At 63.6% G+C, this 23,822-nt stretch carries 15 protein-coding genes (1 of these 15 cut by a window edge); 3 read left to right on the top strand and 12 right to left on the bottom strand.

The window, feature by feature from the left end; translation table 11 throughout:
- Positions 1-2,194, bottom strand: the 5' portion of a protein-coding gene (locus ACG04R_RS23360; RefSeq protein WP_474103939.1) for a PKD domain-containing protein. 77 nt of this gene lie to the left of the window's left edge; only the first 2,194 of its 2,271 coding nucleotides appear in the window; the start codon lies at positions 2,192-2,194; its stop codon lies beyond the left edge, outside the window.
- 1,151 nt (positions 2,195-3,345) lie between these two features.
- The gene (locus ACG04R_RS23355; RefSeq protein ID WP_394416029.1) at positions 3,346-3,570 is read right to left on the bottom strand and encodes a hypothetical protein; all 225 of its coding nucleotides are present in this window, start codon (positions 3,568-3,570) and stop codon (positions 3,346-3,348) included.
- Positions 3,571-3,854: 284 nt separating this feature from the next.
- On the opposite strand from ACG04R_RS23355, the gene ACG04R_RS23350 reads away from it, so the two are divergent.
- Both ACG04R_RS23350 and ACG04R_RS23345 read left to right on the top strand, forming a co-directional pair.
- Positions 3,855-10,694: a putative Ig domain-containing protein gene (locus ACG04R_RS23350; RefSeq protein WP_394416171.1), complete on the top strand. Its 6,840-nt coding sequence runs from the start codon at positions 3,855-3,857 to the stop codon at positions 10,692-10,694.
- Between the two features lie 175 nt (positions 10,695-10,869).
- Positions 10,870-11,364 (top strand): cupin domain-containing protein, encoded by a 495-nt coding sequence (locus ACG04R_RS23345; RefSeq protein WP_394416028.1) that lies wholly within the window; start codon positions 10,870-10,872, stop codon positions 11,362-11,364.
- A 336-nt stretch (positions 11,365-11,700) separates the two neighbouring features.
- Here the strand turns inward: ACG04R_RS23345 and ACG04R_RS23340 are convergent, their stop codons facing one another.
- From ACG04R_RS23340 to ACG04R_RS23295, 10 genes are all read right to left on the bottom strand, one after another.
- On the bottom strand, positions 11,701-12,117 hold the full coding sequence (locus tag ACG04R_RS23340) for a type II secretion system protein (protein WP_394416027.1): 417 nt from the start codon (positions 12,115-12,117) through the stop codon (positions 11,701-11,703).
- Positions 12,118-12,122: 5 nt separating this feature from the next.
- Positions 12,123-12,497 carry a type II secretion system protein gene (locus ACG04R_RS23335; protein ID WP_394416026.1) on the bottom strand — a complete coding sequence of 125 codons (375 nt, stop codon included), beginning with the start codon at positions 12,495-12,497 and terminating at the stop codon, positions 12,123-12,125.
- 7 nt (positions 12,498-12,504) lie between these two features.
- Complete coding sequence (locus tag ACG04R_RS23330; protein ID WP_394416025.1) at positions 12,505-12,990, bottom strand: type II secretion system protein; 486 nt, start codon at positions 12,988-12,990, stop codon at positions 12,505-12,507.
- Positions 12,991-12,996: 6 nt separating this feature from the next.
- Positions 12,997-14,886: a secretin and TonB N-terminal domain-containing protein gene (locus ACG04R_RS23325; protein WP_394416024.1), complete on the bottom strand. Its 1,890-nt coding sequence runs from the start codon at positions 14,884-14,886 to the stop codon at positions 12,997-12,999.
- 739 nt (positions 14,887-15,625) lie between these two features.
- Positions 15,626-16,177, bottom strand: coding sequence for a hypothetical protein (locus ACG04R_RS23320; protein WP_394416023.1), 552 nt, complete (start codon positions 16,175-16,177; stop codon positions 15,626-15,628).
- Positions 16,174-16,695, bottom strand: coding sequence for a hypothetical protein (locus tag ACG04R_RS23315; RefSeq protein ID WP_394416022.1), 522 nt, complete (start codon positions 16,693-16,695; stop codon positions 16,174-16,176). Before ACG04R_RS23315 ends, ACG04R_RS23320 begins: the two co-directional genes overlap by 4 nt.
- Positions 16,692-17,474 (bottom strand): hypothetical protein, encoded by a 783-nt coding sequence (locus ACG04R_RS23310; RefSeq protein WP_394416021.1) that lies wholly within the window; start codon positions 17,472-17,474, stop codon positions 16,692-16,694. Before ACG04R_RS23310 ends, ACG04R_RS23315 begins: the two co-directional genes overlap by 4 nt.
- The gene (locus ACG04R_RS23305; protein WP_394416020.1) at positions 17,461-19,107 is read right to left on the bottom strand and encodes a GspE/PulE family protein; all 1,647 of its coding nucleotides are present in this window, start codon (positions 19,105-19,107) and stop codon (positions 17,461-17,463) included. Before ACG04R_RS23305 ends, ACG04R_RS23310 begins: the two co-directional genes overlap by 14 nt.
- Before the next feature lie 11 nt (positions 19,108-19,118).
- On the bottom strand, positions 19,119-20,312 hold the full coding sequence (locus ACG04R_RS23300) for a type II secretion system F family protein (RefSeq protein ID WP_394416019.1): 1,194 nt from the start codon (positions 20,310-20,312) through the stop codon (positions 19,119-19,121).
- A gap of 17 nt (positions 20,313-20,329) precedes the next feature.
- Positions 20,330-20,731 (bottom strand): type II secretion system protein GspG, encoded by a 402-nt coding sequence (locus ACG04R_RS23295; RefSeq protein ID WP_394416169.1) that lies wholly within the window; start codon positions 20,729-20,731, stop codon positions 20,330-20,332.
- A gap of 819 nt (positions 20,732-21,550) precedes the next feature.
- Here ACG04R_RS23295 and ACG04R_RS23290 point away from each other — a divergent pair.
- Positions 21,551-23,773, top strand: coding sequence for a DUF6531 domain-containing protein (locus tag ACG04R_RS23290; protein ID WP_394416018.1), 2,223 nt, complete (start codon positions 21,551-21,553; stop codon positions 23,771-23,773).
- The last annotated feature ends 49 nt before the right edge of the window (positions 23,774-23,822 follow it).

Genomic DNA, 23,822 nt, shown 5'->3' with positions numbered 1-23,822 from the left:
CTGCCGTGATCACCACCGTCTGCGTCGTGCTGTTGGTGAGGCCGCCCGCGTCGGTCACCGTCAGCGTGACCGTGTAGCTGCCCGCGGCGCTGTAGGTCTTGGTGGCCGACACGCCGCTGGCGCTCGTGCCGTCGCCGAACGTCCAGGCGTAGCTCGCGATCGCGCCTTGCGCATCGGTGCTGCCGGCGCCGGAGAAGCTCAGGCTGGTGCCGGCTTGCCCACTCGTCGGGCCGCTGATGCTGGCCACCGGCGGCTGGTTGGCGGCCGCCGTGATCACCACCGTCTGCGTCGTGCTGTTGGTGAGGCCGCCCGCGTCGGTCACCGTCAGCGTGACCGTGTAGCTGCCCGCGGCGCTGTAGGTCTTGGTGGCCGACACGCCGCTGGCGCTCGTGCCGTCGCCGAACGTCCAGGCGTAGCTTGCGATCGCGCCTTGCGCGTCGGTGCTGCCGGCGCCGGAGAAGCTCAGGCTGGTGCCGGCTTGTCCACTCGTCGGGCCGCTGATGTTGGCCACCGGCGGCTGGTTGGTTGCACCTCCCGGCGTCCAGGCTTCCACTTCGACAATGCGCGAGAAATTGCTCATCGAGCCCGTCACCAGGACACGGATGCGCGCCGTGCTGACCGGTGTGAACGTGAACTGTCGCCACACCTTGTTGTTGCCGGTGACGTTGCCGCCCGGCACGTCAACCCATGCGGCGCCGTCCCAATACTGCACTTCATATTGCGTAATGCCATATTGGCTGAACGTCGTCGCCAAAGTGGGTGTCGACGGCGCGGCAGGGTTGTCCTGCAGTGTGAAGACGTCAATTTCGCCAATTGTCTGGACGCCGTCGAAATCAATCTGTACCCAGTCCGGGTAGAGGCCGTATGTGGCATCGTTCCATCCCCCGCCGGCATTCCAGTTCAAGCCCAGCCGATCGCCGTTGTTGATCGATTCCACCGGATAGCGACTGTCATAGACACTGGAGGCTGATGCGACGCCCCCATTGGCGGCCAACGCGACGTTCGTGGCAATGCCGGCAGGTGCTCCAACTGCAAATGGAGCCGTCTTTACGGCGCTCAATCCGCGATCGTCTGTGATGGTCAAGGTGACTTGATAATTGCCGACATACTGGTACACCTTGTTGACGCTGACGCCGCTTCCGGACGTGCCATCGCCGAAATCCCAGGCATAAGACGTAATGGCGGTATTGGGTGTGCTGCTGGAAGCGGCGGAGAACTGTGCAGTTCCGCCAGCGACACCAACACCAGGCTGTACCGAGAAATTCGCGCTCGGCGGCGAGTAAGTTCCTTGCGATACCACGACCTGCCGGGTGGCGGTGGATATCGCGCCTACGGAGTCCGTGACCGTCAACTGGACAGTGTAGGTGCCGGCTGCCGCATAAAGCTTCGTTGCTGAAACGCCAGTTGCCGTCGTCCCGTCACCGAAATCCCACGCATAGCTTGCGATGTTTCCATCGGCATCTGTGCTCGTCGAAGCGGAAAAGGTCGCGAAAATCCCGGCCTGCAAATTGGCCGACGACACGGTGATAGCCGCCGCGGGTGGCGTGTTCGGCCGCAGGCAAAGCTCCCAGATACCGAATTGCGCAGAGCCCCTGGACTGCCCATATACCGAGTAGCCGCATCCTGTGGTGGGGGAAAACGTGGTCAGCGCCAGGCTGACATTGCCGGGGTTGGTCGCCGGTGTTTGCTGCTGGGTCCACAGCAGGGTTTTGGTATCGAAGGTCCAGATATCGTCCAGCGGCGTTCCCGAGGGCGAAACGCCACCGAACAGGACGACGACCCCATTCTTGGAGTCGAAATACATCTGTGCCTGGCTGCGCTCGCTGGGGTTGACGCTTCCCGTGGCCGCCGTCCAGCTGTTGGTCGCAGGGTCGTAAAGCCAGGTGTCGTTGATATAGGCACCGTTGGTGCAGCGCACAGATTGCCGATCAAAACATACCCCTCCGAAAAGGACGAATCGGCGATTGAAGGAATCGTAGACGAACTGATTTTCTATCTGGCCGCGGGCCGGCGGCGAAGTGCTTTGGCCGGCCGGGATCGCAAGAAATATTTCCTTGGCTGCGAAATCCCAGCGGAACAGGGCGTTGTCGTCGCTGGCACCGCCGAACATGTAGGCGTTGATCCCATCGGCGGCGAACCCGGGGCTGCGGCGCTCCGTGGGAGCCAATCCCGTGTAGCCCCAGTGGCGTTGCATCAGCTTGGTGTACTGCCCGGTACTCAGCGAGTAGGCCCAGGCACCGCTGCCGAAGTCTGCGTAGACGGTGTAGGCCGCGCCAGCAGTGATGCCGATGTCGTGGTCCAGCTTGAGCGTCTTGAGCGCCGCGTCATACGACAGGACCACGGCGGTGCCGCTGCCGGAGTTCTGCACCAGCCAGTCCTTGTAGAAGTCATTGGTCGCGCCTGGCAACGTCGTGTCCACCAGCGTCGTCCCTGCTGTACCTGCGCCAGCGGACCGCACGAATCCGGGCTGGCTGGCACAGGTGTATCCACGCCCGCCATTCCAAAGCCAGAAATAGTTGTTGATGGGATCGAAGACCGCGCCGCTTTCGTCCGATCCGTTGGGCCGGTTGAAGGAGGTGCTGCCCGCGCAGCCGTTGTTGGGATCGAGCACCGTCCAGGACTTGGCGACCGGATCGAACGCCCAGATATCGTTGAGATAGGCCCCGCCGCCGGCCCCGCCCCACAACACTGCCTGATTGAGCGAGTCCGCCCAGGTCATGGCACTCCACTCGCGCCAAGTCGGCGCGTTGGTCGTGGACATCAGGCGCCAAGTGGCAAGGAATTCCGCGGCCCGCGCATCAACCGCAAGTCCCAGCGAACCGATGCAGGCAGCCAGCATGAATCCACGCAGCGAGTGAAGAAGGGCACGCATGGGGGAACCTATGAAAATGCTGTAGAGAAAATTGTCAACGGCTGCGCCGAACCGTCCAGGGGATCGTGGAGGCTCGCTGCGTTCAGTCGTACGGTCGTGGGTTGACCAGTTTGCTGACGATGGTAGTTGCCCTGGAACTCGTCGTGTGGATGCAGCCCTCGGGTCCGGGGTGATTGACCACCCGCTTCGGGGGGGGAAATCCGGGTGCGAGGTCTGCCACGTCTTCAGCGACTGGATGTCGACCTCGATGGCTCCGTGCCCGCGCTATTCGTCGGTGGCGAAAGGAAAGGGCTCGCGCCAGATCACCAGCCGCTTGATCGGCGTGACCACGTCGGCCTTGTGCGACCGGATCAGCATCCTGGCCTTCTGTTCTCCGGCTCTGCCAGCAAGCCTTTCAGAACCTCCCGGCCTACGAGGAACGCATGCCGGCTTCCAGGGAGCCCTTCATCCTGGGCAGGACAGCTACAAGCGCCCTAGGCCGGCGCCAGCCTTCCACGGCCAGCGAGCGTCGCTCGCCCTCCAGCACCACGCCGGCCGCCAACCTCGACGGCCGGCGCGCGGTCGAGGTCGTCATCCTCCAGACGCACCCGGAAGACCGGTTGCAGCGGCATCAGGCGGACGTCGGCATGCCGCTGCGCCGGGGTCGCGCCGCCGTAGACGCTGGCGACGGCCAGCTGGTCCAGTTGCGCGAGCCGCACCGCACCGGTCAGTCGGCGTCGGCCTTTGAGAGGTCGCTGGACGGCGAATTGCGGTCATCGAAAGGCTGCCGCAGCGGCCACAGCAGCGGCCGGTCAGCGACCCGGATGTGTCTACGAGGCTCGTCCATGCGCTTGCTTCGGCGGGCCAGGGGCCGGCGACCGAGAAGAACTTCAGCAACTGAGCAAACTTGCCGGATCGGTACTTCGAGACGGCTTGTTCTCAGGATGCAGACTGTTTCAGACGCCTACATTCAGCGTCGAGCCTCACCAATCGATTCCAAATCATGACCCAACGTCACCCGTTCATGCGCCTGTGGCTTGCATCTGCGCGCGGCACAGCAGCACGGGTACTGAGGGGTTTGTTGGCAGGCGCTGCGTTGTTGGCGTCACAGCAAGCGTTGGCAGTCGCTCTCACATGCAGCATCGGCTTTTCTACGCCGCAAAACACCACGCCGACCCACACGCTGACTGGCGCCGAGAACACCGCTTGCGATCCGAACAGCTTGGGCATCGCAAACAATACGTTAGGTGACGACTACGTCAGCAATCCCATCGCGACAACGACGACGCAGGGCGGCCAGCTCAGGGTCTACGGTGCTCAGTACGGTCTGAACCAGTTGATCTATTCGCCACCGAGCGCCAGCTTCGTGGGTACCGACACGGCGCAGTTCTATGTCACGGTGAACGGCATCAACTGGACGCTAGGCGGCACGGTGACGATTACCGTGACAGGAAGTACGCCAACGGTGACCGCCGTTTCGCCCACCTCCGGCTCGACGGCCGGCGGCACCAGCGTCACCCTGACCGGCACCAATTTCTCCGGCAGCCCGACCGTCTCGTTCGGGGGCACCTCCGGCACCGGCGTTACGGTCAATAGCAGTACTTCGATCAGCGTGACTGCGCCCGCCCACGCAGCGGGCACCATCGACATCACCGTCACCACGACGGGCGGCACCAGCAGCACCAGCGCGGCTGACCGATTCACCTATGTGGCGCCCGCCGTTGCGAATTCGGTCAGCGCGACCGTGGCGCACGGCAGCAGCAGCAACAATATTTCGCTGTCCATCACCGGCGGCGCCGCGACCAGCGTGGCGGTCAGCACCGCAGCGAGCCACGGGACGGCCACCGCATCCGGAACGACCATCAGCTACACGCCGAGTGCCTCCTACTCCGGCACGGATACCTTTGCCTATACCGCGACCAATGCGGCGGGAACCTCATCGCCTGCCACCGCGACGATCACGGTCTCGGCGCCGACCGTCAGCTATGCGCCGACATCCCCGACCGGCGGTAGTGTCGGCACGGCTTACAGCCAATCCCTGACCAGCGCCAGCGGCGGCACTTCGCCTTACTCGTACACCGTCAACTCCGGCAGCCTGCCGGCTGGCCTCTCGCTCGCCAGCAACGGCACCTTGTCAGGCACGCCGACTGCCGGTGGTTCCTTCAACTTCACGGTCACCGCCACCGACAGCAGTACCGGCACCGGCCCGTTCACCGCCACCAGCGGCGTGTTGACGCTCGTGGTCGCCGCGCCGACGATCACCGTCGCCCCGGCGAGCCTGACTGCAGCCACGGTCGGATCGGCCTATTCGAGCACCGTCACTGCCAGCGGCGGCACGAGCGCATACACCTATGCGGTCACGGCTGGAGCCTTGCCGGCCGGGCTGAGTCTGAGCAGCAGCGGCACGCTGTCCGGCACGCCAACGTCTGGCGGCACCTTCAACTTCACCGTCACTGCCACCGACAGCAGCACCGGCGCCGGCCCCTACACCGGCAGCCGTGCCTACTCGCTGACCGTGAACGGGCCGACCATCTCCGTCACCCCGGCGAGCCTGGGTGCGGCCGCGATCGGATCGGCCTATTCGACCAACGTCACCGCGAGCGGCGGCACAAGCACGTACACCTATGCGATCACATCCGGCTCCTTGCCGGCCGGGCTGAGCCTGAGCAGCGGTGGCACGCTGTCCGGCACGCCAACGGCAAGCGGCGCCTTCAACTTCACGGTCACTGCCACCGACAGCAGCACCGGCGCCGGCCCCTACACCGGCAGCCGTGCCTACTCGTTGACCGTGAGCGGGCCGACCATCTCCGTCGGCCCGGCGAGCCTGAGCACGGCCACGATCGGTTCGGGCTATTCAGGCACCATCACCGCCAGCGGCGGCACGAGCGCGTACACCTATGCGATCACGGCCGGCTCTTTACCGGCGGGGCTGAGCCTGAGCAGCGGTGGCACGCTGTCAGGCATGCCAACGTCTGGCGGCACCTTCAACTTCACGGTCACCGCCACCGACAGCAGCACCGGCACCGGCCCGTTCACCGGCAGCCGTGCCTACGTGATGAGCGTGACCGCTCCGACCATCTCCGTCACCCCGGCGAGCCTGAGTGCAGCCATGATCGGGTCGGCCTATTCGACCAACATCACCGCCAGCGGCGGCACGAGCACGTACACGTATGCGGTCACCTCCGGCTCCTTGCCGGCTGGCCTGAGCCTGAGCAGCGTCGGCGCGCTGACCGGCACGCCGACTGCAGCGGGTTCGTTCAGCTTTACGGTGACGGCGACAGACAGCTCGACCGGCAGCGGCCCCTATACCGGCAGCAGTGCGTATACGTTCGCGGTCAACGGCCCGACGCTGACGCTCAGCCCTGCTTCGGGCAGCAGCTTCAATGGCACCGTCTCGACCGCCTACTCGCAGACATTTGCCGCGGGCGCCGGCGTCTCGCCGTATACCTATGCGCTGAACGTCACGTCCGGCACCCTGCCGACAGGCCTCTCGTTCAACACCGCCACTGGCGTGTTGTCCGGCACGCCGACGAGCGCCGGCACTGTCAACTTCACCGTCACCGCGCACGACAGCAGCACCGGTACCGGCGCGCCATTCAGCGTCTCCGGCACCTACTCGCTGACGACGCCTGCGTCGATCATCACGCTCGCGCCGTCCATCTTGCCCGCACCAGCGATCGGCACGGTCTACAGCCAGACGGTCAGCGGCGGTGGTGGCTTGTCGCCTTACACCTATGCCGTGACGGCGGGCGCCCTGCCGGCCGGATTGACCCTGAACACCAGTACCGGCGGGATCTCCGGGACGCCGACGGGGGGCGGAGCCTACAGCTTCACCATCAAGACGACGGATGCCAACGGCTTCAACACCACCCGCACCTATTCCGGCAGTGTTGCCAGCGCGACGGTCGTCGTTGCGCCGGCCAACTTCCCGGTTGGCCAGGTGGCCGTCGCCTACAGCCAGACCGCAAGCGCCAGCGGCGGCACCGCGCCCTACACCTTCAGCATCTCCGCCGGCGCCCTGCCGACCGGGATCACCCTCAACACCGCGACGGGCGTGATCTCCGGAACGCCGACCGTTGCCAATACCTTCAACTTCACGGTCAAGGCCACCGACAGCTCGACCGGCACAGGCGCGCCGTACTTCGGGACGCAGGCCTATTCGCTCGTGATCAACCCGGTTGCGCCGATTGCCGGCGCCAAGAGCGCCACTGTGGCCTACAACACGGCGACGCCGATCGATCTCTCCACCGCGATTGCCGGCGCTCCGGCCGCGAGCGTTGCCGTCGCCGGCGCACCGACCCATGGCAGCACGTCGGTCAGCGGCACCACGGTGACCTACACCCCGTCCGCCGGCTATTCCGGTGTCGACAGCTTCACCTATACCGCCACCAATGCCGGCGGCACCTCCGGCACGGCGACGGTGTCGATCACCGTCACGCCGCAGACGCCGACGGTCAGCGCCGTCAGTGCCACGGTTGCGTACAACAGCAGCAGCAACACCATCACGTTGAGCCTCGGCGGCGGCGCTGCCACCAGCGTGGCGGTTGCAACAGCAGCCACGCACGGCACGGCCACGGCATCCGGCACGTCGATCAGCTACACACCGTCGCCGGGCTATATCGGCACGGACAGCTTCACCTACACCGCCACCAATGCCGGCGGCACCTCTTCGCCGGCCACGGTCAACCTCACCGTCAACCCGTCGGTGCCCGTCGCCGGGCCGGTTGCCACAACCGTCGCGTTCAACAGCGGCAGCAATGTGGTTGCGCTGGCCCTGACGGGTGGCGCCGCCGTGAGCGTTGCCGTTCCGACAGCGCCGACGCATGGCAATGTCACCATCACCGGCACGTCCATCAGCTACACGCCCACTGTGGGCTACTCCGGCACGGACAGCTTCACCTACACAGCGACCAATGCCGGCGGCACCTCCGCACCGGCCACGGTGAGCCTCACCGTCAACCCGTCGATGCCGGTGGTCGGCCCGGTTGCCGCCACGGTCGCTTTCAACAGCAGCGGCAACGCCATCACGCTGAGCCTCGGCGGCGGTGCTGCCACCAGCGTGGCGGTTGCCGCGGTGGCCAGCCATGGCACGGCCACGGCATCCGGCACGTCGATCAGCTACACACCATCCGCCGGCTATATCGGCGCGGACAGCTTCACCTACACCGCCACCAATGCCGCTGGCACCTCCGCCGCGGCCACGGTCAGCATCACCGTCAACCCGTCGGCGCCCGTCGCCGGGCCGGTTGCCGCAGCCGTCGCGTTCAACAGCAGCAGCAATGTGGTTGCGCTGGCCCTGACGGGGGGCGCCGCCGTGAGCGTCGCCGTTCCGACAGCGCCGACGCATGGCAATGTCACCATCACCGGCACGTCGATCAGCTACACCCCGACCGCGAATTACTCCGGCACGGACAGCTTCACCTACACCGCCACCAATGCCGGTGGCACGTCTGCGGCCGCGACGGTATCGGTGACGGTCAGCACGCCGACGCTCACGCTGCTGCCGAACCTGCCGAACCTGCCGAACGGCCAGGTGGGCGCGGCCTACAGCCAGGCGCTCAGCGCCTCGGGCGGCACGGCGCCCTATCGCTACAGCGTCAGCGCTGGCGCGTTGCCCGCCGGCTTGAGTCTGAACGCCGGCACGGGCGCGATTGCCGGCACGCCGACGACGGCCGGGGCGTTCAACTTCACGATCAAAGTGACCGACAGCACCAGCGGCACAGCGGCATCGGGCACGCAGGCGTATGCGGTCACGGTCAATCCGGCCTTGCCGGTTGCAGTGGGCGCCAGCGTGACCGTGCAGCCCAACACGCCGCTGCAAATCGACCTGTCCAACATGCTCAGCGGCGGGCCAGCCGTGACGCTGGTTGTCACCGTGCAGCCCAGCCACGGCACGGCCGTTCTCAATGGCACCACGGTGACCTACACCCCGGTGGCGGGCTATGCCGGTCCCGACAGCTTCAGCTACGCCGCGGGCAATGCGTCTGGCACTTCGCAACCGGCCGCCGTGGCGATCACGGTTCTCCCGCCCGCGCCCGTGGCGCAACCGGTGACCGTGACCGTGATCAACGGCAGCCCGGCGGGCGGTGGCGGCAGCAATGCCACCGTGATCCCGCTGACCATCGCGGGTGGGCCGGCAACGAGTGTCAACATCATCACCCCGCCGCAACATGGCACGCTGAACATCACGGGTCTGCAGGCCAGCAGCAGTGCACGTGCGAAGGCGCTGGCCGCCGGGCGCGCAGACGTCACCCCGGCCGCTCCCTCCGTCACGTACACGCCCAACACGGGCTATTACGGCACCGACAGCTTCAGCTATACCGCGTCGAATGTGGCCGGCACTTCGGTCGCGGCGACAGTCAGCATCACCATCATTGCGCCGCCGCCCACGCTGGGCACCGTCAGCGCCACCACCAAGTCGGGCCAGCCCGTGACGCTGGCGGTGACGGCCAACGCCGTGGGCGGCCCCTTCACGGCGCTGACCCTCGTGACCCCGCCGAGCCACGGCCAGGCTGTGGTGCAGGGCATGGCCATCATCTACACCTCTCAGGCCACCTTCGCGGGCACCGACACCCTTGTGTATGCGCTGAGCAATGCCTCTGGCAGCACGCAGGGCACGGCCACGGTGACAGTGGCGGGGCGGCTTGATCCGTCCAAGGACGTGCAGGTCAGCGGTTTGTTGTCGGCTCAGGCGGATGCGACGCGGCGTTTCGCCAGCTCGCAACTGGACAACTTCAGCCGAAGGCTGGAGTCGCTGCATGGCGATGGCTGGGCCAAGCCCAGTTTCGGGCTGAGCCTGAGTTCCTTCGGCGTGGATTCCGCGCTGCCGACCGACCCGATCGCACAGCTGAACGCCAGCGCGGCGAAGATGGGCGGCGAAAACGGCATGCTGCCAGGCGTGGGCCCCGCAGCCTGGCGTGGCCTCGGCGCCAACCTGGCGCAGAACGAATCGCAGAACCCGGCACCCAAGGCGGCGAGCCGGGCAACGCCCGAGTCCGCGCGCAACGAGCTGTCGTGGTGGGTGGGCGGCAGCATCGACTTCGGCCACCGCGATCAACTGACCGGCGAGTCGCGCTTCCGTTTCCACACGGACGGCGTCAGCATGGGCGCGGACTACCGCGTCAGCCAGCTCTGGTCCGTCGGGGTTGGCGGCGGCTTCAGCAGTGATCGCAGCGACGTGGGCACCAAGGGCTCGAAGAGCACCAGCGACAGCAGTGTCCTGGCCGTCTACGCGGCGTTGCGGCCCGCGCAGAACACCTTCGTCGACGCCGTTTTGGGCCACAGCTCGCTGAGCTTCGACCTCAATCGCTTCATCACCGATGAAGGCGGCTTCGCGACGGGCCACCGCCGCGGCAGCCAGTGGTTCGGCTCGCTGGCGAGTGGCTACGAGTACCGCGAGCGCCAGGGCCAGTTGCTCTCGGCCTACGCGCGGCTCGACCTGATGCGGGCCAAGCTGAACGGCTACGCCGAAAGCGCCTCCGACTTGAACAGCCTGAGCTATGGCGACCAGACCGTGCGCATGACCACCGGCAGGCTGGGCCTGCGTGGCGAGACGGTCTACATGCTCAGCGGCAGCGAGCTGCAGCCCAGGGCGCGGATCGAGTACCAACACCATTTCGAGGGGGCTGACCAGGCCACGATGAGCTACACCGACCTGGGCAGCGCCGCGCCGGTCTACATCGTGCAGCCGCTGGGCGCGCGGCGCAGTCAGTGGATGGCTGAAGTCGGCGGCAAGTGGGTGCTGCGCAGCGGCTTTGCCGTATCGCTGGACTACGGCAGCTCGCTCGCGACCGGCGGTGGCGCGATCCACACTGTCCGGATGGGTGCCGAAGGGAAGTTCTGAGCGCATTGGGCCAGACGCTCAGCGCCTGGCCCGCCATTTAAAGCCGCCCGCACCTCCCCCGAAAGAGACACGAACACATCTCCAATCCGAGACGCCTCGCGCTCGCCCGTGAGGGCGTTACAGCCAGCTCCGTGGTGACGAACAGTGCTCTGACCACTTGCCTGGAGAGCCCACCGTGACCACCAGCACACGCCCCGTGAGCGTCCCTTCACTCCTTCTGGCCGCACTGAGCTGGGCGATGGCCGGCGCGACCGCCGCTGCCCCTGCGCGGCTCACGCCTGCGGAGATCCCGTGGCCCGCGGCACCGGCCGGCCAGCAGGCGGGCTCATCCATGCAATCCGGCGTGGAGTCCCTCATCGTCTATGGCGACGCCGGCAAGGCGGCGCTTTACTCCATCATGTTCAGGGTCCAGCCCCACGCCGCGATCCCTGCGCATTCCCACCCTGACGACAGATCGTGCTTCGTCGTCAGCGGTGTCTGGCTCTTCGGCTATGGCGACAAGTACGACGCGGCGCTCCTGAAGGCCTTGCCTCCAGGCAGCCACTACACGGAGCCTGCCCACGTCAATCACTTCGCCGGTACCCAGAACCAGACAACGGTCGTGGAATGCACCTCGATGGGCCCCGCGGGCACGACGTTCGTCGACCTTGGCAACGACCCGCGTCGATAGGCACTGGCCGGATTCACCGGCTAGGCGACGGCTCCAAGCCATCCCCTGCTTTGTCTTTGTGTTCTTGGCAATTAAAGTCGTAAACATCGGCTCAGCATCGGCGCGACTTTGCCCGGAGTCAATTCATTGCCGCGCAATCCTAAAGTCATAAACACCGAAGCAGGCGTTCTGTCACTTAATAAGGTCGTTCTGCTTGCAGCATCACGATCGAGCTCCATCAACGCCAACCGAATCGACGCCGACCACGGCGTCTTGTGCATCGCTGCGAGCAAAGACGGACCCTCAGCCGTCGGACGACGCAGTGACCATCGACTACGGTCATAACACAGCGAGCGCTTACCTTGTAGTCGGAACGTACGCGAACTCGCGAGCGGCTGATGCGGAGCCCTCAGCTATTTCGACGACGACGCGAACGCCGCGGATTCCTCCTCCGGGCGCACGGATCAGTTCCCATTCCGCCGTCCCAGTGAACGGGTTGGCGTACAAGGATCTCAAGTGCCGCCGTGCAAAGGAGAATCTGCGATCCTCTATCAAATCCTGCAACGAGGTCGGGAAGACCTTTGTCCGCCCCGGCGATGCCTCGTAGTAGCTGCCGATCGCCTGCACGTACTGCTGACCAACCCAGTCCAACTGCTCCATGCGTTGCTGTCTCGCGGCCTTGACCCAGACCTCCGAGGCGGCAACCAGACCGATGCCAAGCAACGCGATAGCAAGGAGTACGCCCATATAGGTGAATCCACTCTGCTGCTTCATGGCGGCTACCAAGTGGCGTACACGGTGCCGTCGCGGCTAGCGCCGGAAGCACCGCTGCGTACATCGTAGAGGCCTGGTGTGAGGCCGTCGGGCGACGGCTGAGCCACCCAGGTATCCGCGCGATCTGTGACTGGATCGATTGGTACTGCGCGCAAATAGCGCGCTCGCACAAGCTGCTCCAGAGCCTCCGGCAGATGCCCTGTGTCGGCCCGGTATTTATCGATTGCCTCACGCATCATGCGTAGGTCTGTACGCAGCGCTGCGTCCTTTGCCCGCTCGATTGAATCGAAATAGCGCGGTGCGGCAACCGCCAGCAGCGTGCCAATGATGGCCAGAACGACCAGCAACTCAATTAGCGTGAATCCTCGGTTGTGAATCATTGCTAGCTCACCATTGCCGGTACGGCCGACCGTCAAGCCCAGTACCTGTTGCCTTCGAGTACACGTCGAACACGTCGCGACCCGGCTGAGGATCGTCTGGCGGGCTGTCGTAGCTGCGCAGCCCCCATGTCGCTGCGGCGTCGGTGGTCATGTCCGGCGCCAATGGATCCCGCGGAATTCGACGCAGGAAGTACACCTTGCTGGCTTGAGGCGTTTGCGCGTTCGTCTCGCCGTTGACCAACACTTGCAAGTTCGGTGGGTAGCCCGAACCGCCAGCCGGTCGTGCTATGAGGCCTGCGTCGGCAAATCGCTTGTACGCATCAAGAGCCGAGCGGATCTCCCGCAATGATCGCCTCAAGTCTTCTTCCTGCGCCCGTCGATGGGTCAGCTCTGCCAATGGAAACGCGATGGTGGCGAGGATGGACATGATGGCCACGACCACCAACAACTCGATCAGCGAGAAGCCTCGTTGTCGTGAAGTAGAGGACCGCATGCTGGCCTATCCTCCGGCAGGATTTGCGGTGGGCGTCCGGTTCTTTCCGCTAACAGCATCGGGAACCGAGCTTGGCGGAGATGGCACCAGGGGCGGTTGAACGAAGCCTTGAGATGTAGGCGCCGCTGGCGGATTCGGGGGCGGCGTGACACCAGGTGTCAGTCTGGGCGAGAGAATTGGAATAGGTGGTGTCGGTTGTCTCGCGGGCGCAGGTCGGTTCCCGCCCGTCGGTGCGGACGACGTTCCGAGCTGAATGGGGCTCGCACCCAGGGACGCGTCAGTACCCGCCGTGAACTCCTGCAATCCCAAGCCCGCCGGTTCGACATTGCGCACGATGTGAGGCGTCACAAGCAACACGATCTCGGTCTTCGTATTGCTATCTTTTGCTTGACCAAACAACTTGCTCAGCAGCGGTATCTCGTTTAGGCCTGGGATGCCCGTATTCGAATTGCGTTCATCGCGCCGAATCAATCCGGCAAGGATGTTGGTCTCCCCGTTGTGGACGCGTAAGGACGTCGACGTGTTGCGCGTACCCAGATGGTAAGCCTGCGTGCCGTTCTTGCTGGTGACCGTGTCGACGATGTTTGACACCTCGAGCGCCAGCTTCATCGACACTTCATCATTCACGGAAATGACGGGTTCGATGTCTAGCTTCAATCCAACGTCGAGATAGTTGACGGAATCCGTGGCACCCACGTTCGCCGTTGTAGTGGTCGTGAATACCGGGACGCGCTCCCCAATCAGGACCTTGGCGGACTGCCTATTGCGCACACGAACGCGAGGATTGGCGAGCAAGTTCGCGTCACCCTTCTGGCTAGTAAGCCTGGCCCCGATCATTGGGTCACCTAGATTAAGGCGAACTAGACCCGAGTTGCGATTGCGGAATTCGTCCAACGTCAGTTGACCAGCGGTTCCCGCCGCACCAACGACCCCTGCCGAAACTTCCGACGGCCAACTCACGCCCATGTCCAGCAGCCTGTTGATGCTGACCTCCAGCACCTCTAGCTCCAGCACCACTTCCGGTTCGGATACATCCTGCGTCGCAATCAGCTTCTCGGCCAGCCGAATTACTTCGGCGCTGTCGCGCACGACCAGCATGTTGAGCTTCTCGTCGACGACTACGTCCTTGGCCTTGGCGATAGTCTTGACTGTGTTAGCCACGGTGTTGGCATCGGCGTTGCTCAGGTAGAACGTTCGAACGATCATCTCTCGGTAGTCCGCCGCTTTGGTGGGCGTGTTCGGATAGATCAGCACCGTGTCCTCATCGAGCACCCGGCGCTCCAGCTGGTTGGTCGCCAATAGCAGGCGAAGGACGTCTTCGACCGGCTTGTTTGTCACCGACAAATTAACACGCTGGTCCGTGCGCACGTCCTTGTCGATCACGTAGTTGAGCCCAGAGGCCTGCTTCAGAGACTCGAACACCTGCTGCAGCGAGGCGCTCGTGAAGCTTAGGGACACAGGTTTTCTATAAGACTCCTTCAGTCTCGGATAGATGCCGAGTTCACGGCCTGTCTTATCGGCTTGCTGGCGCATGAGTTGCTTAAGCAAGGCGCTCGCTCTCGCGTGGTTCGGATTCTCAGAGAGCACTTGCTGAGTCTTCGAGATCGCCTCGTCTATGTCGCCGTTGCGCGCCAAGATTAGGCTGCTGTCGAGTGCGCTCCATTGGCGTTGCGCGGCCTCCACGCGCGCCATGCCCGCTGCGGCTCGGTCGCTTGCGGGATCGATCTTCTGCGCGGAGGAGTAGGCTTGGCGCGCAGTATCGAATTCCCCGGCGTTGGTCGCCAACTCGGCTTGGTGGAACAGCCCGTTCAGCGCGGTCTCGCGCTCTGTGAAGTAACTGCGGCGAAACTCCGTGTTCTGTGGACTCCCATCGGAGACGGCCTTCAGCTTGGTCAAGCCCTCCTGTACCTTGCCATCGGCCAGGTCGGACTTGCCCTCCCGATACGTCCAATATCCCGTGCACCCACCTAGAGGCGCGGCCAAGGTGGCGATGAGGGCCGTCAACGCAAGGCAGCGGCTCCATAGCGTCAGGAGAGATGGGGGAAGTTGGATCAACACGGCTACTTCGACTATTTCAACAAGGATGAGCCGGAACCCGAAGGTACGGCGAGCGGCACATCGCGGTTTGTGGGCAAATGCTTGAGAAGCACTCTCTGTGGAGAGATTTGTGTCAGCCGATACTCCGCAGCCAGCAGGTCGCCCTCTCGGCCTTGCGCGACACCATGCGGCCCCGCGAGGAACACGCTGGGCCCCTGCTCGTCCCGCCAAGTGCCAATGACCTGGTACGGTGGAGGGACCGGCGGCGGCGATGGCGGTGGCGGTGGCAATGGCGGGCCGACAAATGGCTTCGGGATCGGTTGCGTCGACGGTATGGCGGGAGCGGTCTGAACCTGTGCCACCCGCACCATAAACGCGTTGCGCAGGTTCTCCGGTTCGGGGTCTCGTGTCCCTGCGGCGAGGTCTTCCGGAGTCGATGAGGCCTCCACTGCGGGTGTCAACGCCACCGAGGTGGCGGCAACTGGCCGTACGACAGCTGTGGCCACCTCAGGTTGTTCTACATCACGTGGCGGTACCCACCAGCGCAATGCCAACAGGGAGACCATCGTTGCGAGCAACCCGTAAAGGCGCCATTGCTTCAACGTGGGCCTCCGGGCGTCGTGGTCGCGTTCACCGCGTCGGACGCCAGGTAGATAACGATCCCGAGCTTCGCCTCGACATCGCTCGTCTCTGCTGTCTGCCGACGAACACTAAATTCTCGAAGTGTCAATGTGGGGGTGTCTTGCAGCAGCGTCGACACGAAACTGCGAATTCGCGGATACGGCCCCTTCAACGAGCAGTGCACCTCCAGGCTCGCGGGCATGTCGTCGCTGGCCGCATTCATGCGGTAGTCCGCCCGGGGCCAACCCAGACCCTGCTGCACCGCCGCGCGCTCCATGCGGGCCAGTAGCAGCGGCACATCACTCGGTGGGCGCAGTGGCAGAGACACGGTGCGTTGAACGAGCGTCGCCGCAACGACGGGCGTCGAAGACGCAGCGGCACGCATCTCCGACTCGAAGCGCCGATGTTCTCGCCATGACAGCCCGCCGCCGACTGCCGCGGCAGCGGCCAGGAACAGGCCGACGATGCCCGCCGCCCCCACGCACTGATGCAGGCGTGCAATGGCAATCCATGCCATTGAGGTCTTCATTGCGCGCTCCATCGTGTCACGAGCGTGAAGCGCACCGTCGCATGGCTTGTCGGGTCGACCGCTTCCTCATGCGATCGCAATTCGGCCGGGCCTAGAAAACCGGGTTCGTCAAGCGTCTGCACATAGGACAAGGCCTGTTCGAACGTGGGCGCCTCACCGTCGATCCGAATGCTCCCCGCTACAGGATCCACCGTGAGTGCCAGCAGGAACACTGGCGGCTCGGTGGCGTGCTCAATCAGGCGCAGGGTCGGCAACCATGGCTGGCGCAATTGGGGAGCGATGCGCTGGAAGCGCCGCTGGTCCGGCGGCGGTGGCGCGGGCTTGAGTGCATCTCGCTTCGCATGCTCGACAGCTTGCTGCTGGGCAATGACCGCGGCGTGGTGGTCGGCTTGTTGCCTGGTCCAAAAATGATGGAGCCGTACCATGGCAGCAAGCAAGACCGCCCCGGCAGCCAGCATCACCCAGCCCAGCCATCGAGTGTGGCGCGGGTGCAGGAAATCGATGGTGGCCGCGCTCACGTCGTCGCCCGCAGCGCGCGCGGGGCTGGGCGCGCGGGATCTTCTTCACGCAGAGCGGCTAGCTTCTCCCAACTCGCCAAAACCACGGGCTCGCCGACTTCCGTGAAACCGCAGCGTGCCGCCTCGATGGCCACCAAACGAGCGTGTTGGGCCTCGTCGCCTGGCACCGCCGCGCCAGCGTTCATCGCCGTGACGCGACCACGCTCCATGCGACAGACGATTGCGCGATCCTGCTCGCACCAAATCCACCAGCAAGTGCGCAAGCGCCGCTCGCGGCGCTCGAACCGTCGCCTCGCCCAAGCCAATGCCGGCTGCAGCGATGCTGGGCGTCTCCCAGCGGCCAAGACGGCGCCCACGAGCGCTCGTTGGGTTTCGGGCGCAAGCGCATAGCCCAGTGCCTGTGGCTCGCCCTGCCGATGGTCGAGCTGCAAGGACCAGTCCTCGGTAGTGGCGCCCGGCTGCAAGTGAAGTTCCGTGGTCCGATGGCGCAACAACCGCTCCATGTGGTCGCCGCGCCACTTGCTGCGGCCAACCTCGATCAGCATGATCGGTAGCCATGCCGACTCGACGACGACGTCGACCGGATTCGCGCGCGAGCTCGCGCTCTCAAGGCCTAGCAGCCAATTGCGAAGTCCGACTTCCAGTGTTTTAGGCTCACCAGGTTGAGCGCCCAGCGAGTGGCGAGCCTGCAGCACGAGCCCGTCCGGCGCCCGGGACCAATACTCCGCGTGCACGCGCCCGACGCGCAAGACGTCTAGCTTGCGTTCAAGCGGCCACACGTTCGACCTCTTCGAGCGTGGTGTGTCCGCTCAACGCAGCGTCAAGAGCCAGTGATCGCAAGTGTCGCCATCCCGCGCGTTCAGCCTCGGCCTGGATCTGCGCCTGCGGCGCGCGTGAAGCGACGAGCGCCTTGAGCGTGGAATTGAGCGGTAGGAGTTCACCGAGCGCGAAGCGCCCCGCATAACCGGTGCCACGGCACTCCTCGCAGCCTTGCGCCTGCTTGAGCCGTGCTGTCCCTCCAAATCGATGCATAGCCATATGTAGTTCGGCGTCCATGGACGCGGTGGCCGTCAGCTCCATCGGTCGCGCACAGCGCGGGCATACGCGCCGTAGCAGGCGCTGCGCCAGCACGCCATTGATTGCTGACGCGAAGGTGTAGGCGTCGATGCCGAATTGCTCGAATCGGCCCACCACGTCGAAGACCGTATTGGCGTGCACTGTCGTAAAAACAAGGTGCCCGGTCAGTGCCGACTGCACAGCGATCTGCGCTGTCTCTGCGTCACGGATCTCCCCCACGAGGATCTTGTCGGGGTCGTGGCGCAATATGGACCGAAGACCCCGGGCGAATGTCAGCCCCTTGCGTTCATTGACGGGGATTTGCAGGACGCCGGGGAGCTGATATTCGACCGGATCCTCAATGGTGATGATCTTGTCGCGCGACTGGTGCGTCTCGGCTATCGCTGCGTAGAGCGTGGTCGTTTTGCCTGAGCCGGTAGGCCCGGTCACCAACAACATACCGTGCGGTTTGCGGCACAGCTGACGCAGCGCTTCGGCTGCGGCATCACCGAACCCTAGCTTGGCCAGCGTAAGGCCAGCCAGGCTCTCGGCCAGATGCTGGCGATCGAGCACGCGCAAAACAGCATCTTCGCCGTGAATGCTCGGCATGATGGACACGCGTACGTCAATCGCACGGCCCGAGTAGCTGATCTGCAGCCGGCCGTCCTGCGGAACTCGGCGTTCAGAGATGTCCAACTGCGCCATGACCTTGATGCGACTGATGGCCTGCGCAGCCAGCGCCGTGCTGTCAACGCGGCGCATAGCCGTCAATACGCCGTCAAGGCGGAATTTGACGCTCAGGCCGGCCGGGTCGCTCTCAAGGTGGATGTCCGAGGCCCCCAGTTTCAGCGCGTCGTAGAGTGTCGAATTGACAAAGCGCACAGTCGGACTGTCGTCGTTGCCGATGTCCCGCAAGCTGATCACTTCCCCGCTGGTCACGGCGTTAGCCGCGGGGACACCCTCTGCACTGACAGCTAGACTACCCAACGCCGTGAGGCCACTCTCGCAGTGCGCCAACCACGCATCGAGCGTCTCCTCGCTCGCCAACGACACCTCGACCGCGCCGAAGCGGGTGCGCGCCCAGGCAACGATGTCCGTGTCGAAAGGATCGGTGATCACGAAATGCGAAGCTGCCAGCGCATCGGTCAACAACCCACATCGACGGCGGACGCATTCGGTGAAGGGGAGTCGGTCAAAGCTGGGTTCCCAGGCGGCCAGCATGGTCAGGCGCCGCACCGGCTGTTGCAGTAGGGATCCCAGCTCGTCGATGAGGACTTGCGGGTCGGCAGCGGTCGCAAGTAAGGCCGGAAGTATCTCAGTATCGCCCTGCGAGCGGATGGCAGCAATGCGCTGCACAAGCGCACTATTCATTGGATCGTCCCCGCGAGGTCGAAGATTGGCATGTACATCAGCACGACAACAGTGCCGACGCCGATGCCGATCAGTACCATGACGACCGGCTCGAGCATGCGCAAGCCGCGCTCCAGCGAACGCTCGACCTCGGCATCATGGAACTGTGCGATGCGCGTCAGCACGCTTCCCATATCACCGGTTTGCTCGCCCGCGCGCATAAGCTGCTCAGAAACGGTGGTGATCATGCCGGCGAGCGCATGAGCCTCAGCCGGGGCCAAGCCATGGCGAACGGCCTGTTCGGTGGTGCGTCCGCCGGCGCGCAGTGCGGACGGCAGCAACTCGCTCGACAACGCGAGCGCCTCGGGAAGCGGGATGCCGCCGGATACCAGCATGCCCGTCGCGCGATACCAGCGGGCGAGGAAGTACGTGCGCAGGCGATCGCGTAGCGGCGCCGAATCCAGGAGCCGTTGTAGCGCACTAACGCGAAACGCCGGCGTGAGCACTGCCGCCGCGACTGCTACGGCCAGCAGGCCGGTTGCGGCGGCAAGCCACGGGCCGTCGGCGTGCAGCCAGTGCGACCATCCAACCATGGCCCGGGCCGACCAGGGCAGTTCGCCGGTCATTCCCTCGAAGACGCGTGCGAAGCGCGGCATGACGTACAGCAGGAGAAACAACAGTACGCCCGCGCCAACGAAGGTCAGCAGCAACGGATAAATGATCGCCGAAGTGATGCGATGGCGAAGCTCGGCAACCCGCTGCTCGTGCTCTAGGAAACGCGTGAGCGCCTGCGGCAAGTCAGAGGTGAGTTCGCTGGCGCGCACGAGGGCGACCAGCAAAGTCGGGAAGCGCGCGTCGAGCGACAGCGCATCCGACAGGCGAGCACCAGCCCGCAAGCGCTCGACAAGTGCGCTGAGCACCGGACGATGTCGCGCCGCGGCGGCGCGCTCCAGGGTATCCAATGCCTCGATCAGACTCAAGCCGGCACCGAGCAGGTCGCGCACCTGCTCGGCGAAGACGAGCGTTTCAAACGGCGGGCGTCCCCTGAGAGGGCGAAACACCTGCTCCCAGTCGAAGGCTGGCGTCCGCAGCGCGAGCACCGAGTATCCCTGCTGGATGGCCAGGCGACGCGCATCCTCAGGGCTTGCAGCATCAAACTCCATCGATTGCGGCGCACCGCGGCCACGCACGACGTCCAGGTGAAAGCGCATCCCGTCCACCCCCGGCCTCAGCTGCCGATTTCCCAGACACTGATGTCGGCGTTCTCGCCGGCGCTGCCGGCTTGGCCGGCTTTGCCGTAGATCAAGAGCTCGAAGTCGTGGCTGGCGGCGTCGCAAGGTTGCCAATGCGCATAGGCATGGGGCCAAGGGTCGAGCGGCAGAGCCTTGGCCAAAGACAGGCCAGACCACTTGGTCTCATCGGTAGCACGCTCGACGAGCGCCCCGATGCCCTGTTCTGTCGTGAGGTAGCGACCGGCATCGAGTTGTGCGTGGGTCGTCTTGATCTCGCTCTTGCCGATCTGGTCGAAGAAGCGCGGGGCGACGTGGCTTGCCAGGAGGCCGATGGTGACCATCACGACCAGAAGTTCGAGCAGCGTGAAGCCGCGCGAAAGAGCGCGATTGGTGTGGATCCCACGGAAAGTCCTCCCTAACGTTCGATCTGCGGAGCTTTCTTTGAGCCCGCGTATTGATCGGAATGACGCAGTATATCGGGACGGCTCACAGCGTCCAGGTCGTTAACTTCTGGTCGCAAGCGAGGGGTACGCGAAGCGCAGTACGATGCAGTGAACTCGCAGTTATTTCACTCGGAGACGTGTGTCAAGAAGAGCAAACGTGGGGTTGAGTCGCGGATCGTGTGCCGAGAGACTGCGCGCGTCGCAGCGCACGTGAACACACAGAAAAGATTCAACGGCGAATGTCACGCCGCATTCCGTGAGCGATACGCGACGTATCAGGGAGGGATCAATGAATTCAGCACGCTGCCGCGCTGTAGCGTTTCGTCGACGCGTCCGACGTCTATTCGATCAAGATCGTGAGGCGCCGTGCGCGTTTCCTTTGTCCAGCATTGCGCAAGTCCGCAGCGTGCGTTCCGTTGCTGCTTAGGCGTTTGATCTCGGGCGTGGCGCGCCCGATCGGCTTTCTCCTACTTGCTCCCATTGAATGTTAAGCCGCGTCCGTCGGCATTGCGACGGCGTGTAGAGGTGCGTGTATGCGCGCACTGGAAAGACTTCGAGATGAAGAATATGTATTCTTGGAAGCGCTTGATGATGCTCGCGATAAGCGCGGCGAGCCTTGTTTCGGGGTTGGCCTTTGGACAGGCAACAGTTGTCGCGCTTCGGTCCGATTTGCGGGTGGCGCGCGCCGGCATTACTGGTACGTCATGTTCGGATCCCCACGGTCCTTCCTTGACTCGCTACTACATGGGAGTTGGCCCCAGTACAAGGGCTGCTATGACCATGTTGGAGAGCCAAATGGAGCAGGACGAAACGTTCTGGAGTTGCAGCCCAGCAGCACACACAGTCACCAGTTGCGGTGACTACTTCGACCCCTTTTTCACTACAAATGCTAGTGGGTCAGAGGTATGGGTTTCGGATTATCAAACTTGCGCAGTCTCCATAGGCGGAATGGTGCAGCAGGGGCACGGAGGCCCCGCCAAGAGGCAAGCATATTGTCCAGAGGGCTACGTTTGGTATGCCACCGGGTTTACTTGCGTTGCAGATAGTACGAAGCCAAAGAAGAATCGCGGCAAGAGCTGTCCTGCCATTTGGGATCCGATCAATCCGGCCACTGGCAATGTATTCGAGAAAGAGGACGACATTCCGGCGAAAACGAATACACAGTTGTCGTTTTCTCGCTTCTACAACAGCCTTGCTTCCGATGCCTCCATAGGCAATTTGGACGCCGGGTGGATCCACAATTTTGAAGAGAAGCTGTTGTCGTTTAACGATGGCGCTGTCTTGGTCATCGTGCGGCGGGACGGCAAGCAGTTTGAATTCAGCTGGAACGGATCCAGCTATGTTGCCGACGCAGACGTCAACGATCGCCTCATCAAGCGGCTTGACGCTAACGGTATTCTGAGCGGATGGCTCTATTACGATTCAGACGGATATATCGACCAGTTTGATTCCGCGGGTCGGCTCTTGGTACATACTCGGGTTGATGGCTATCAGCAGGCGTTGTCCTATTCTGGAACGGACTATGTTGCTGTGCTGAACACGGTGACGGATAGCATGGGTCACACGGCCGTTTTAAGCTATCAGCCTGCATCCAATGCTGCGCCGCCGTTGGGTAGTGTGCCCCATCAGCTATTGGCTGGCGTGACGATCAACAATGCTTATGGATTAACGTATTCGAGCGCGAATGGCGCGGTAAAAATTACGTATGCAGACGGAAGTGCCAAACTGCACACGCACTTCGTAAATGGAAAATATAACTCGCTCTCAAGTACTGTCGATGAATTGGGCCAGATTTATGGGCAACATGGCTACGATTCAACTAGCGGCAAGGCGCTGAGCGCGCAGACGGCCCCGCAAATCGGTGGCGGCACGATCTCCTACTCAGCCGATGGAACCGCGGCGACGGCTGTGGACGTAAATGGGAGGTCCTCCCTATACACATTGGGGGTATATCAAGGCGTGGTCAGGGTGGATTCGCAGAGCCAGCCCCCAGGCAGCGGTTGCGGTGCGGCGACCTCCGCTTCGGTGCGCGATGTCAATGGAAACCTGGCCAGCTCGGATGACTTCAATGGCAATAGGACATGCAGGGCGTTCGATTCGACGCGCAATCTTGAAAATTCGTCGGTCTCGGGGCTGAGCAACACAACGTCATGTTCGGCTGTGACTTCTGTGGGCGCCTCCTTGCCAGTTGGTAGCACGAAGACCAACACGCAATGGCATCCCGATTGGCGTCTTGCGGTAGCGAAGTCTGAGCCCGGCAGGCTGACGACATTCGTCTACAACGGCCAGCCTAATCCGCTCAATGGTGGTGTTATCGAGCATTGCGCGCCAAGCACCGCTCTATTGCCGGATGGAAAACCTATCGTCGTCATGTGCAAACAAATCGAGCAGGCCACTACGGATGCAAACGGGAGCCAGGGATTCGCGGCCGTGCTCCGCGCGGATGTTCCAGCTCGGCAAACGAGTTGGACCTATAACCAATTTGGGCAGATGCTGACATCAACTGATCCGTTGGGACGCGTCACTTCGTACGCCTACTACGCCAGCACATCATCCAGCGCGACTCAAGGTGATCTTCAGAGCATCACAAACGCAGTTGGTCAAATCACGACATTCAATCAATACAACGCGGCAGGGCAAGTTCTCCAAAGCACAGATGCGAATGGCGTGATCACGAAGAACACTTACGACCAGCGCCTGCGCTTACTAAGTTCGACCACGGGGAGTGAGGTGACGAGCTTTGCTTATGACTTGGCTGGGCAGTTGCTGTCTGTGACTGCGCCAAATGGCTCTGTGGTCACATATTCCTACGATGCCGCGCACCGACTTGTTCAAGTCACCGACGGCGCGGGCAATCAGGTCGTCTACACGCTAGATGCAAGTGGGAATCGGGTTGGAGAGCAAGTTAAGGATGTCAATGGAGCGATTTCGCGCAACATCACACGATCCTTTGACGCTCTTGGCCGCTTGCAACAAGTCATCGGAGCGCCGCAGTGAAGTCTCGTATTCGTGGACGCAGTCGATCTTCTGGGGCATCTGTGCTCAG

This window comes from Pelomonas candidula (assembly GCF_043555985.1).
Classification (GTDB): Bacteria; Pseudomonadota; Gammaproteobacteria; order Burkholderiales; family Burkholderiaceae_C; genus Pelomonas; species Pelomonas candidula.
The sequence above is the reverse complement of the archived record's forward strand: the minus strand, read 5'-3'. Positions and strand labels throughout refer to the sequence as shown.